Origin of the sequence: Compostibacter hankyongensis (genome assembly GCF_039541075.1) — a bacterium.
Taxonomy (GTDB): domain Bacteria; phylum Bacteroidota; class Bacteroidia; order Chitinophagales; family Chitinophagaceae; genus Compostibacter; species Compostibacter hankyongensis.
On record NZ_BAABFN010000002.1, the window covers coordinates 477,696 to 490,285 of the forward strand.

The window sequence follows — 12,590 nt, forward strand, 5'->3', positions numbered from 1 at the left end:
ATCCACGGGCGTATAGCCTGGATGCCTGCTGATGGACAAAGCCGCAAGTTCCCTTTCATGGATCTGATGATACGCTTTGGAAGCGTAATGGAATTTATGATATCTTTTTAATCAGGCCTGCAAAAGCCGTCCGGCAGGCACATATCTTAAAAACCCCAAAATACCAGCGGTCAGCAGCGCAAAAACCAGGTAACTGATAGCCAGTGTTTGCTGGTCAGTAACCGCGATCAGACCCAGGATACCGGAACTGGCCACCGAGGTGATCATATATGATCCCCCGCTGGTAATACCGCCGGCCATACCCGCATTTCTCGGGAATCTGGTAATGCAATAGGTAAACAACAGATTGTAAAGGAAACCACCGGTCATATGGATGAGCAGGACAAATACCATGATCATGATAAGGCTGGGAAAAAGGGAAGCAGAGATAAACATAAGAAGGATCAGGCCGCCCTGTATCAGGTTACCCGCGACCAGTCGCTTATACAGGGAACCCGAATGCAGCATTTTACCCGCCAACCCGCCGATGAACATAGCTACCCCTGAAAACAGGGCGCAATAACCGGTAACGACCGGGGAAAGGTGGTAACGCTGTTCTACGATAAACGGGACGGACATATTGAATACCATCACAGTGGTATATATGGATCCCAGTATGAAAACGCCGGCGCTGAAATCTGGAGTGCCGAGAAGCTTTCGATAATTTTTTAGTATCACCGGAAGCCGGAAGGGATGCGGCTCGTTTAATGACTCGCCGCTGAATATTGCTTCCAGCAGGAGCATGATCAATGCATAAAATCCCAGCAAATAAAAGTTGGAGGTCCATCCGAAGTTCTTCTGCAGGTATCCGCCCAGAAAAGGGGCAACAATCGGGGCCACAGACCATACAATAGTCAAGAGACTGGTATAATGCCTTTGTTTTTCGCCGGTATAGGCATCTACAAAAAGGGCGCGCTTCCCTACCATGATAAACGCGGTACATATTCCCTGTATCGCACGCATCAGGTCAACAACGTGGATCTGATGTGTAAAAATAATTACAAAATTACTGGCGGACAAAATAAACAAGGCCAGGAGATTGAGCCGGTATCTGCCGAAGCTATCCAGGATACTGCCCGCGAAAAACTGGGCAATGCCATAACTGACCAGAAAAAAAACCAGCGTTTGCTGGATACCGGCGGAAGAGGTATGGAATACTTCCGCCATTTCCGGAAAAGAAGGCAGGTAAACATCCGTTGCCAGGCCCGAAAGGGGGATCAGGATAAAAGCCAGGATAGTGCTGATCCGCAGATTGTGCTCATTGATGCGTCTCATCATTTTCATAAGAAATTATGAGCGCAAAATTACCAAGCCTGTGGCTTCAAAAGATAAACAATTCAAACTAATACTTAAATAAATCAAATATTCCCTTCCGGTACCCTCCGGTATTCGCGCGGGCTCATGCCGGTCTGGGTCTTGAAAAAATGATTGAAGTACTGCGGATAGGCAAATCCGAGGCTTTCGGCAATCTCTGCAATGCTCCAATCCGTATTTCTCAGGAGGGATATGGCTTCCGAGAGCCTTTTCTCGAGGATAAGACGGCTGGTTGGCTTGCCGGAATAATGTTTGATGAGATGGTTGAGGTGGTTGACGTGAATATGCAGATGGCTGGCGAAATCGCTCGGGGTGATCAGCTGGATGGGGTGACGGGGGGAATCTACCGGGAACTGCCCGTCCAGCAGGTCAATAAAGCGGCTCACAATCATATGTTGTTTTTCTTCTTTACGGCCCGGGCGCGATGAGAGATATATCTTCATCGTAGTATAAAGGATAAGCCTGAGGATATGCTGGATGACATCTTCCTTATAAATAAATTCAAAAGCATCATTGTACTCATCAAGCATAATGGTGAAATAGCGGGAAAGCAATCCGTACTGCTCATCAGTCAGCTTTACAAACGAATACACTTCTCCTTCAAAGAGCCTGTCCAGCCTTTTCAGCTCCTGCTTCAGTTCCGCATTTACATATAGCTCGTTGAACAGGCAGACAAAGCCCTGCTGCTCTTTTGAGATATTATGCCAGCCGAATTTAACGGCCGGATTGGAAAAGAAAATGGCGGGATAATCGATCTTCACCTCTCCTTTATCCGTGTACAGCACAGCATCGCCCCGGCAAAGGCTGATCTTATAGTAGTCCCGCCGCCGGAAAGGCATGATGCCGAAACATTTATTCCTGCGAAATACATTGAAATGCCGCGTAAGACGGTCGCCCCGCTGCAGGTCAACGGGGAGCTTACGGCAGGTCATTTCATAATACTGCGCCAGCGTTTCGATGGTTTCCATATTTGCAAAGTTAAGGAATTCAAATATTTACTCCGCTTTGCTTTTAAAGCGGACTCAGCCAACTCCTCCTCCGGAAACCTCATTAAAAGCAACAAACAAGAATTTTTTTTACCTTTGCACAAGCAAAAAACACTCCGATGAAAATATAGTTTCTTTCAGGAAAACAAACCCGGCATCGAACCGCCGGTGGTATTCATCTTTTAGAAAGAAACTATGCTTATCCTTCAAGGCGTTTCATATGCGCATCCCAACCGGGATCTACTTTTTTCCGACATCCATCTTTCTGTTCATAAACAGGAGAAAATCGCCCTGATCGGCAACAACGGCACAGGGAAGTCCACCCTTTTGAAAATCATATCCGGTAATCTGCCGCCCACGGCGGGATCGGTCAAAACCGATACAAGGCCTTACTATGTACCCCAGCATCTGGGGCAGTTTAATGATGACACCGTTGCTGCAGCCCTTCGCCTCGGAGATAAGCTAAAGGCCCTGAACGAAGTGCTCAGGGGAAACGTAACGGAAGCCAACCTCACCCTGCTCGACGACGACTGGACCATCGAGGAGCGTTGCCGGGAAGCGTTTGTCCACTGGCAACTGGATGGCCTGGACCTGATGCAGAAGATGAGTTCGCTGAGCGGGGGACAAAAAACGAAGGTCTTTCTTTCCGGTATCGCCATCCATCGTCCGCAGATCGTCCTGCTGGACGAGCCCAGCAATCACCTGGACATTACGGGACGGGACCTGCTGTACGACTATATACGATCCACCCACCATACGTTGATGGCGGTCAGTCATGACAGGACCCTGCTGAACCTCCTGGACAGGGTGTATGCGCTCAGCCGGCAGGGCATAACCGTCTACGGAGGCAATTATGATTTTTACACCGCGCAAAAAGAGATCGAAGACGATGCCCTGAGCCAGGAGCTGAAGGGTCGGGAAAAGGAGCTCCGGAAGGCAAAGGAAACGGAAAGAAAAGCGCTCGAGCGTCAGCAGAAGCTGGATGCACGCGGAAAGAAAAAACAGGAAAAGGCCGGCTTGCCCACTATTTCCATGAACACCTTCAGGAATAATGCCGAGAAAAGCACTTCCCGTATGAAGGATGTGCATACGGAAAAGGTGGCCGGCATTTCCCGGGCGCTGGATCAGCTGCGCGCTGCGCTGCCGGATACGGACAAAATGAAGATAGACCTCGACCATGCTGCGCTTCATCAGGGCAAAGTGCTGCTTACCGCCAGGGATATCAATTTCGGGTATGGTGAGCAACAGCTCTGGCAGCAGGGGCTGAGCTTTCATATCCGGAGCGGGGAACGGATTGCGCTCAAAGGACAAAACGGATCGGGAAAGACAACGTTAATAAAAATAATGCTGGGCAGCCTCCAACCGGGAACGGGCGTATTGGAACGGGCCGCCGCGGGCGCTGTTTATATCGACCAGGACTATTCATTGATCGACAATGCGCTCAGCGTTTACGGACAAGCGCAGCAACATAACCCGGGAAGCTTGCAGGAGCATGAAATAAAGATGCGCCTCAACCGGTTCTTGTTTACCCGGGCAGACTGGGACAAACCCTGCCGGTCGCTCAGCGGCGGGGAAAGAATGCGGCTGATGCTCTGCACCCTGACCATTGCCAACCAGGCTCCGGATATGATCGTGCTGGACGAGCCGACGAACAACCTCGATATCCGGAATATGGAAATACTGACCTCGGCCATTAATGAATACCAGGGAACGCTGATAGTAGTGTCGCATGACGCCTATTTCCTGGAACAGATAAAGATAGAACGGGAAATCACGCTCGATCCGGCAGGTTAATATTCGTCATATTGACAAAATTTGATTTTTTGTCGACCGGGTCGTATCTTTGCCGCGTCGTTCAAGAAAAGATGTCGTCAACCACATCCATACAGGAAGAGATACTTCCCGAGCAGATCCTGCAGGCTGCCTTGCAGCTCTACCTGAAGCACGGGCTTAAAAAGGTAACGATGGACGACGTGTCGAAGGTGATCGGGAAGAGCAGAAGCGCGCTTTACTACTATTACAGGAACCGGGACGAGATATTTGAAGCGGTCATGGAGACGCTTATCCGCGAAGTGATCGACGAAATCGCTGTGGCGATGGACCATGCCGGCGCTGTAAAAGATAAAATACGCGCTTTCGGGCTCACCAAAATAAAAACTTCCGAGGACCGGAAAGCCATCTTTACCGCGATGGAAGCGGGCATGGATGCCGATGAAATATCCCGGCATACCCGGACGATGAGCGAGGTACACAAGCGGATGATGAAATCGGAAGCCGCGCTCCTCAAAAAGGCGCTTTCGGAAGCCGCGAAAAACGGGGATATCCGGCCTTTAAAACCAAAAGAGCAGGAGATGCTGATCTTCATCCTGCTGAGCGGTATCCGGGGTATCAGGCGGGAAATGCGGCATGATAACGATTTCAGCCGGCTTGAGATAACAGTAGACACTTTAACGGAAATGATCATGAAGTGGGTGGGCTGATCAGATAGCAAGGATGGCGATTTATGATATGAGGAGCGTTAGCAAGATGAATACCTTCAGGGCATTCAGAAGTCCCAATTACACCTTGTATTTTACCGGCCGGTCGTTTTCCCAATTCGGAACCTGGATGCAGCGCACGGCGGTCGTATGGGTTATCTATACCCTTACCCACTCTTCATTTATGCTGGGCCTCACCGTATTTGCAGAACAGTTTCCCTCATTCCTGCTTTCCATATTCGGCGGTATTGCCGCCGACCGGTACGACCGTTACAAGATCATCAAAATAACGCAGGCCGCTTCCATGGTGCAGGCCAGCCTGCTTGCCGTATTGATGATTTCGGGACATTACAGGGTATGGGAAATACTGACACTGAGCGCCGTGCTGGGAATTATCAATGCCTTTGACGTGCCGGCAAGACAGTCCATGATCCACGAAGTACTGCATGACGAGGCGGACCTGCCCAACGCGCTTTCCCTCAATTCGGCGATGGCCAGCCTTGCGCGGCTGCTGGGTCCTGCCGCATCGGGGATCATCCTGGAAAAATTCGGTGCGGGAGTTTGCTTTTTCCTGAATGCGGCCAGTTTTGGCGGTGTGATCCTCTCGCTGGTATTTATGAAGCTGCCACCCTATGCTCCGCCTGCGATAAAAAAGAAAGTGATGTCGGAGCTGGTGGAGGGATTCGCTTACCTCAAACAGGCGCCGACCATCGGGCTGACCATTCTTATACTGGCGCTGGTGAGCCTGCTGGTCATTCCCTATGATACCCTGCTGCCGGTATATGCGAAGGATATCTTTAAAGGGAATGCCGCCACCTTCGGATACATTACCAGCTTTATCGGCTTGGGCGCTGTGGGCGGAACCATCATCCTGGCATCCTTAAAAAAGGGCGCCGATCTGAAAAAGCTTTTGCTGATCAGCATCATTATGCTGGGCGTCGGTCTCATCGCGTTTTCACATACCCGCAATTTCACCCTGGCCCTGCTGTTTGTCATGCTTCCGGGCTTCGGAACGGTAGCCCAAAACACCATCAGTAATATTATTGTACAGTCTGAAAGTGCGCCGCATATGCGGGGGCGGGCCATCAGCATCATGATCATGGCGATGTTCGGTATGTTGCCCCTGGGCAGTCTCCTCGTAGGGGCCGTATCCCAAAGGATAGGCGCTCCTAATACCCTGCTTTGTCAGGGTATTACCGGTCTTGCTATCGCGGCGGTCTTTTATTATCTTCTCAGCCGGCATAAATTGGACCGGGCTGATAAGCAACACCCTGCGGCAACCGAAAAACTTGTTATGGAAAAAGCCTGAATCAAACCTTTATTCCCATTATAAACACGCTGAAATGGAACACACAAAAAAAACAGCTCTTCTTGTCATGGATATGCAATCGTCCATACTCGGCAGGCTTCCCGGGGCCGCCGGTTTTGTATCCCATGTAGCCAAAGCTATTGCGGCCGCCCGCAGCCGTAATATCCCGGTCATCTATGTCGTTGTGGGGTTCAGGCCGGGAGCCCCCGAGATCAGTGTCCATAACAAAGGATTTTCTGCCATGGGCGGAAAAGAGAGATGGACCGCAGAATTTGCCAATCAGTGGACAAAGATACATCCCGGCCTGGCTCCCGGGGAAGAAGATGTCATTATTACCAAAAGACGGGTAAGCGCATTTACCGGCAGCGATCTGGAAGTTGTGCTGCGCGGGCAGGAAATCCGGCACCTCGTGCTTACGGGCATCTCCACCAGCGGGGTCGTGCTGTCTACCCTGCGCGAAGCGGCGGACAAAGACTATCAGCTGACCGTCATCGCCGATTGCTGCGCCGATCCCGAAGAGGAGGTACATCGCGTGCTGACGGCCAAGGTCTTCCCCCGGCAAGCCGAAGTGGTGAATGTGGAAGAGTGGATGAAATAACGTTTCGCTACAGTATTTCCACATACCCGTCCGTTCCGTTCACCCGGATGCGTTGCCCGTCTTTGATCAGCGTAGTGGCTTTCTCCACCCCGACAACGGCCGGCAAACCGTATTCACGGGCGATGACCGCTCCGTGGGTCATCAGTCCGCCCACTTCGGTGACCAGGCCTTTTACGGATACGAACAGGGGCGTCCAGCTGGGGTCGGTGAAGGCGGTGACCAGTATATCCCCTTCTTCGAGATCCGCATCCTCCATCTTTAAGATGACACGTGCCCTGCCCTCGATAACTCCGGAAGAAACCGGCAGCCCCGCCATGGCTCCGGCCGGAAGGTTCTCCCGTTTGTACCGGCCGGAAAGGATTTCGCCATCGGATGTCATGACGCGCGGAGGGGTCAGCTTTTCATAGGTTTTGTACTCGTCCTTTCGTTTGTCAATGATCCGGTTATCCAGGGTATGGGTGCGGACCGCTTCCCGGAATTCTTCAAAAGTGAGATAATAGATATCTTCCTTTTCATGAATCAGCCGGGCTTGCACAAGCTTTCCGGCTTCTTTCAGTAAAGCCTGCTTATAAACAAAATAGCGGCTGACGATGCCGTATTTGGGGTATTCACGATAACCGGCAAAATTCCGGATCAGATCAATCATCCGTTTGGTTTCTCCGGCTTTTTGTTCGCCATCGGGTAATGGCTTCAGCCGGTTCAGCAACTCCTCTTCCTTTTTCAAAGCTTCCCGCCTCCCCTGCTCAAATTTCCGCTTACCTTCACCGGGTGCGAAGTTTCTGAGGTTACTGAGGATCAGCGGGACAAGCATAGTCGGCTTTTCGCTCCAGCGGGTTTTGGTAATATCGATCTCTCCCGCGCATCGCATGCCGTATTTATCAAGAAAGCTGCTGATCGCATCCCGGCTTTCCTGTCCGCCGTCGAATTGCGCCAGCTCATCCGGGAAGTCATCCTCTTTTGCCTGTTGCAAATAAGTGATCACTTCCGGATAAGGACGGATCGCATCTGCCACATCCAGCAATGCCAGCCCCATTTCTGAAGTGATGTTGTGGGGTACAGATTGAGCAAGCGTGTCCGCCGCATTCTTTTCCCCTAACCATTCGTTCATTTTTTCATTGATCCAGGATGCAGCATTCATGCCCGTCATGATCACACCAAAACTCTGCGGATCAGCATTTGTTTTCTTTAATTGCTGAATATCTTCCAGTATAAAATCAAACAGATCCGGGCCCGATCTCGTTAGGATGTTTTGTTTTAATGCTGCTATCGATGTTTGACTGGCTTTAATCAAGTCAGAAACGATTTCCGGATCGTAATCTTTTAGCGTCTGATAATCCGGAGGCGGCCCGGCTTTATCGCTTTTATCAGGACCTGGTTCTTTTTTATCACCGGACAACGGTTTTATAAAACCTTCCCGTTCTAAGATGGTGGTAAGCGCGTCCTTTATGACCGGATCGGATTTCCCAAGCACATTTACCAAAGTTTCCCTGCCTGCGGGCGAAGCCAGCATAGGCGTAACATCAACAAATAACCTTCCCCCGGCAGTACGCATGTGTGCCCGCGTTGTTAACAGGAAGAAAGACAATCCCAACGGTTTCATGGCGTCGGTCATCATTTGTTGATGACCGACCGATATATAAACGTGATTTTCCCCGTCATCCGCTTCGGGGATAGGATATAAGGTAGTGACCGGCCTGCTCTGGACAATATAAAATGTATCACCGGCCAAGCACCACTCGATATCCTGGGGGCAACCGAAATGTGTTTCGATCCTTCTGCCTGTGTGTTCAAGCTGTAAAATCTGATCATCCGTCAGCGCCTGCCGGTTCTGCTGTCCCGGATCAACCGCCTGCTCTTTTGTGCCGCCTTCTTCCAGAGCATAAACGGCGAGATTTTTGACCGATATTTTCTTATCGATAACCTTGCCGGCGCGTACTTTGTAGTTATCCGCATCCACCAGACCGGAGACCAGGGCTTCGCCAAGCCCGAAGCCGGCATCAATGGATAATACCTTCCGGTTGGAAGTAACCGGATCGGCGGTAAACATAATGCCTGCTGCCTGCGGGAAAATCATCTTCTGAACAACCACAGCCAGGCACACTTTATGGTGGTTAAAGCCGTTTTGAAGACGATAGGTTACGGCCCGCCCGGTAAACAGCGAGGCCCAGCACCTGCTGACATGTTTAAGGATGGCTTCCTTCCCGGTGATGTTCAGGTAAGTATCCTGCTGTCCTGCAAAGGATGCCGTAGGCAGGTCTTCCGCTGTGGCGCTGGACCGCACGGCAAAGGCTGTATTTTCACCAAGGACGGTAACACGACCGGCGATCTCTTCTGCGATATGATCGGGAACAGGGATGCTTTCAATGCGGGTCCGGATCTGTGCGCTGATCTTACCGATGTTCTCCCGGTCCGGCAGCTTGAGGCGCGTCAACTCATTCAGTAAACGGTTCAGTTCCCGGTTATTTTCCGTTATTTCCTTATACGCTTCGGTGGTAATGCAAAAGCCTTCCGGTACCCGGATACCCTGAATCCTGCACAGTTCGCCGAGACCAGCGCCTTTGCCGCCGACGCTGGAAAGCATTGTTTTATCGATCTCCCGGAAATCCATTAGATAAGCAGTCATATTTTCAACCTTTTTTTGAGATCACTTGTCGTTGACCTTATTTGTCGTCTCATTCATTATTTCGATGGCTTTTAAAAAATAGGCCTCAATGATCCGGGTTTCCCTGGTTGAAAAGGAAGCCATAAGCTTTTCTGATTTTTTTCGGAATTCCCGGTAAAGCGGGGCCAAAAGCGCCATTATCTTCTTCGTGTCGGGCACAATGATGACTTTTCGTCGATCGTCTGCGGCAAACTGTCTTTTCACCAGCTTTTTCTTTTCAAACCGGTCTATTAAGCCGGTAACCGCGCCGGTGGTCAAACCCGTTAAATGGGAAAGCTCGCCCGCCGTCATTTGCCCCTTTTCCATTAAAAATCCCAGGTATTTATGGTCGGTCCCCGTAATCCCTGCTTTCCTGGCAATGGCTTCGTGCATCTGAATAGAGGTGTATGCATATTGCTGACTCAGCCTCCTGATTCCTTTAAGAACGTCGTTTTCCATCCTATATCTTATTTACTAAATATCTTAGTTACAAAGATAATGTAAATTTTATAAAAGCTACGCTCCGGGCAGCCGCCGTCCGGATCGCCAGGGCAAAATTAGTTTGAATTCAAACTAATTTTATATCTTTGTGAAAGAATACGCTATCGCGGAAGAGATGCATGCCGGTGTATACTTGATACATATCGCCTTTACTCAGTCACTTGTTTTAAGATAAAAGATGGTCGTAAAACCAGAGAACATCCAGGAGCTGGCCCTTGAGCTCGGACGGGCAATGACCGAGATGAAAAGTCGTTTGCGCCAGCAGATCCGGGCCAAGATCAGCGAATACGATCCCGACCTTTCCTTTGAATTGCTGGAAATTATCGGGCTGCTCTGGCGCCAGGATGGCATTAACCAGCAGGAGATAGCCGATATCGTCAGTAAAGATAAGTCAAGCGTTACCTATCTGATCAACAGTCTGGTAAAGCGGGACTTGGTAAAACGGGTGGAAAATAAAGATGACAGAAGGAATAAGCAGATATATCTCACGCCAAGGGGCAGAAAAAAGCGGGAAACCATATTTCCATGGGTGTTGGAGCTCTACCGGCAGGCGGCGGGAGATCTGGGTGAGGATGAGATCAGAGATGCCATTTCCCTGGTAAAAAAAATGACGACAAATCTCGGCTGAAACGGGAGGCCATCGCCCTGCCCCGGTATTGAATTGATCCGGGCTGGCAGGCGATGAACGGGATAACAGGATCTCATAAGGTAATTTTTTGTGATATGGCTGATGGCTCATTAGTGGAATATGGAGCAAGGCGTGTGATCATTACGATCACAGCGGTGACCTGCGCGCTGCTTCAGATCATCGATACGACTATAGTTAACATCGCATTACCGACCATGCAGGGTGGCCTTGGCGCTTCTCTTTCAGAGATCACATGGGTGATCACCGCTTATGCTATTGCAAATGTTGTGGTCATGCCGATGACAAGCTGGCTGAGCCAGCAATTCGGGCGCCGTAACTATTTTGCCGGGTCCATTATTATTTTTACCTTATGCTCCCTGCTTTGCGGCAATGCTACCAGCATAACCGAGCTGATCATATTCCGCTTTTTACAGGGGATTGGCGGCGGCGCGCTCCTGGTCACCGCGCAAACCATTATTACTGAGAGCTACCCTATAGAAAAGAGGGCCATGGCACAGACTATTTATGTCCTTGGCGTCATTGTAGGTCCTACGCTGGGGCCGCCGCTGGGCGGGTATATTGTGGATAACTACTCGTGGCCATTTATCTTTTACATCAATATACCGATCGGCATAATCGCAGCCCTGCTTACCATCCAATATATTAAAAGCCCTAAATATGCCGAAAAAGTGAGCTCAAGGCATGTTGACTGGCTGGGGATCGGCTTGCTGACGATCGCGGTGGGACTTTTACAGTTTATCCTGGAAAAAGGCCAGGAAGAAGCTTGGTTCAGCAGCTCATTGATCACCACTTCAGCGGTGATCTCATTTTTTGGCTTTTTCTTTTTTATCTGGAGAGAGCTCGTCTATAAATATCCGATCGTTGAGCTCAGGGTCTTAAGAAATGTAAACCTGTCATTGGGCAGCATATTGTCGTTCGTGTTAGGCTTCGGCCTGTTTGGATCTACTTTTATCATTCCCCTCTATACGCAAACCATCATGGGATGGACGGCTTTTCAGGCCGGGATGATTATGATACCCAGCACTATCTTTACAGCAGTTATGATGCCATTCGTCGGCAAGATGATGGAGAAAGGAGTTTCGTTTCGCTGGCTGATTACATCCGGAATGATCCTGTTTTTTATCTACAGCCTGATGGCTTATAAAGTGCTTACTCCCGACACAGGGGACGATGCCTTCTTCTGGATCCTGGTGATCCGGGGTATCGGGCTCGGATTATTGTCTGTCCCTGTGACCACGATGGCCCTGTCTACCCTGCACGGCCCGGAGATCGGTCAGGGTGCGGCATTATCCGGTATGATGAGGCAGTTAGGCGGTTCCTTTGGCGTGGCGCTTATCTCAACTTACCTGACGCGGGATATTCAGTTTCACCGGGTTAACCTGATAAGCAATATCTCTGCTTATAATCCTATTGCACAACAAAGGCTGGCGCTTTTGGAAAAAAGCTTTGAAAGCAGGGGAATGACCTGGGATGCCGCCGAAAAGGCCGCCCTTCAGTTAGAAGATAACGTAGTAAACATACAGGCTACAGTACTTTCTTATATGGACATATTTCTTTGGATCGGCGTGCTGTTTCTGGTATGTGTTCCGTTCGTGTTAATATTGGTGAGAAAGCCCAAAAATAAGATAACGGCTTCTGATGTCTTGCAGGAGTGACCGGGCGTGGGGTCTCCCTTCCGCATCCATTCCTTCTTGAATACCGCCTTTTTGTTATGAATGACCAGGTAGTGAAATTCTTCGGATCCATTACCGATAGCAGCACATCTTCTTTCAAAACCAGGGAGGAATCAAAGACGGCTTTCAGACTTTCCTGCACAATTTCTCTCAACGCCGGGGTATTGTCCAGGGGATAAGCCCCCTTCATTTTCATGATAGAATATAAATCTTTCGGCAGGTCGTACGCATGGCATTCCTTCATTAACTCTTTTAATAGCGTTTTAAATGGAGACTTCATCCCGCCCAATATTATCTTTTGGTAAACAATACAGCTATATCAGCTAATTGTTCCATTTTGCTGCTTTAATCTGCAATTAATTAAATATTGAATGAGATATTTTATACTAAGGGCGTACCCGTT

10 protein-coding genes are annotated in these 12,590 nt (G+C 49.7%); 6 read left to right on the forward strand and 4 right to left on the reverse strand.

What is annotated here, in order from left to right:
- Positions 1–111: 111 nt before the first annotated feature.
- Both ABD851_RS06850 and ABD851_RS06855 read right to left on the reverse strand, forming a co-directional pair.
- Entirely contained in the window at positions 112–1,317 is a 1,206-nt protein-coding gene (locus ABD851_RS06850; protein ID WP_344977493.1) for an MFS transporter, read from the reverse strand.
- Positions 1,318–1,397: 80 nt separating this feature from the next.
- A complete protein-coding gene (locus ABD851_RS06855) occupies positions 1,398–2,321 on the reverse strand; it encodes a helix-turn-helix domain-containing protein (RefSeq protein WP_344977496.1) in 924 nt (307 codons plus the stop codon).
- A 213-nt stretch (positions 2,322–2,534) separates the two neighbouring features.
- Between ABD851_RS06855 and abc-f the strand changes: the two genes are divergently transcribed.
- From abc-f to ABD851_RS06875, 4 genes are all read left to right on the forward strand, one after another.
- A complete protein-coding gene (gene abc-f, locus ABD851_RS06860) occupies positions 2,535–4,133 on the forward strand; it encodes a ribosomal protection-like ABC-F family protein (RefSeq protein WP_344977498.1) in 1,599 nt (532 codons plus the stop codon).
- Positions 4,134–4,204: 71 nt separating this feature from the next.
- The gene (locus tag ABD851_RS06865) at positions 4,205–4,819 is read left to right on the forward strand and encodes a TetR/AcrR family transcriptional regulator (RefSeq protein ID WP_344977501.1); all 615 of its coding nucleotides are present in this window, start codon (positions 4,205–4,207) and stop codon (positions 4,817–4,819) included.
- Positions 4,820–4,865: 46 nt separating this feature from the next.
- Positions 4,866–6,125 (forward strand): MFS transporter, encoded by a 1,260-nt coding sequence (locus tag ABD851_RS06870; RefSeq protein ID WP_344977504.1) that lies wholly within the window; start codon positions 4,866–4,868, stop codon positions 6,123–6,125.
- 34 nt (positions 6,126–6,159) lie between these two features.
- Positions 6,160–6,723 (forward strand): cysteine hydrolase family protein, encoded by a 564-nt coding sequence (locus ABD851_RS06875; protein WP_344977507.1) that lies wholly within the window; start codon positions 6,160–6,162, stop codon positions 6,721–6,723.
- Between the two features lie 7 nt (positions 6,724–6,730).
- Here ABD851_RS06875 and ppsA read toward each other — a convergent pair whose 3' ends face one another.
- Together ppsA and ABD851_RS06885 are read right to left on the reverse strand one after the other, a co-directional pair.
- Positions 6,731–9,346 carry a phosphoenolpyruvate synthase gene (gene ppsA / locus ABD851_RS06880; protein ID WP_344977510.1) on the reverse strand — a complete coding sequence of 872 codons (2,616 nt, stop codon included), beginning with the start codon at positions 9,344–9,346 and terminating at the stop codon, positions 6,731–6,733.
- A 21-nt stretch (positions 9,347–9,367) separates the two neighbouring features.
- Positions 9,368–9,823 (reverse strand): MarR family winged helix-turn-helix transcriptional regulator, encoded by a 456-nt coding sequence (locus tag ABD851_RS06885; RefSeq protein WP_344977513.1) that lies wholly within the window; start codon positions 9,821–9,823, stop codon positions 9,368–9,370.
- Between the two features lie 220 nt (positions 9,824–10,043).
- On the opposite strand from ABD851_RS06885, the gene ABD851_RS06890 reads away from it, so the two are divergent.
- Together ABD851_RS06890 and ABD851_RS06895 are read left to right on the forward strand one after the other, a co-directional pair.
- Positions 10,044–10,493 carry a MarR family winged helix-turn-helix transcriptional regulator gene (locus ABD851_RS06890; protein ID WP_344977516.1) on the forward strand — a complete coding sequence of 150 codons (450 nt, stop codon included), beginning with the start codon at positions 10,044–10,046 and terminating at the stop codon, positions 10,491–10,493.
- 95 nt (positions 10,494–10,588) lie between these two features.
- On the forward strand, positions 10,589–12,169 hold the full coding sequence (locus ABD851_RS06895; RefSeq protein WP_344977519.1) for a DHA2 family efflux MFS transporter permease subunit: 1,581 nt from the start codon (positions 10,589–10,591) through the stop codon (positions 12,167–12,169).
- The last annotated feature ends 421 nt before the right edge of the window (positions 12,170–12,590 follow it).

Excerpts from the sequence above, each read along its gene's own strand:
- ABD851_RS06870 (WP_344977504.1), top strand. The coding sequence starts at position 4,866 with ATGAATACCTTCAGGGCATTCAGAAGTCCCAATTACACCTTGTATTTT.
- ABD851_RS06875 (WP_344977507.1), top strand. The coding sequence starts at position 6,160 with ATGGAACACACAAAAAAAACAGCTCTTCTTGTCATGGATATGCAATCG.
- ppsA (WP_344977510.1), bottom strand. The coding sequence starts at position 9,346 with ATGACTGCTTATCTAATGGATTTCCGGGAGATCGATAAAACAATGCTT.
- ABD851_RS06865 (WP_344977501.1), top strand. The coding sequence starts at position 4,205 with ATGTCGTCAACCACATCCATACAGGAAGAGATACTTCCCGAGCAGATC.
- ABD851_RS06885 (WP_344977513.1), bottom strand. The coding sequence starts at position 9,823 with ATGGAAAACGACGTTCTTAAAGGAATCAGGAGGCTGAGTCAGCAATAT.
- ABD851_RS06895 (WP_344977519.1), top strand. The coding sequence starts at position 10,589 with ATGGCTGATGGCTCATTAGTGGAATATGGAGCAAGGCGTGTGATCATT.
- ABD851_RS06890 (WP_344977516.1), top strand. The coding sequence starts at position 10,044 with ATGGTCGTAAAACCAGAGAACATCCAGGAGCTGGCCCTTGAGCTCGGA.
- ABD851_RS06855 (WP_344977496.1), bottom strand. The coding sequence starts at position 2,321 with ATGGAAACCATCGAAACGCTGGCGCAGTATTATGAAATGACCTGCCGT.
- abc-f (WP_344977498.1), top strand. The coding sequence starts at position 2,535 with ATGCTTATCCTTCAAGGCGTTTCATATGCGCATCCCAACCGGGATCTA.
- ABD851_RS06850 (WP_344977493.1), bottom strand. The coding sequence starts at position 1,317 with ATGATGAGACGCATCAATGAGCACAATCTGCGGATCAGCACTATCCTG.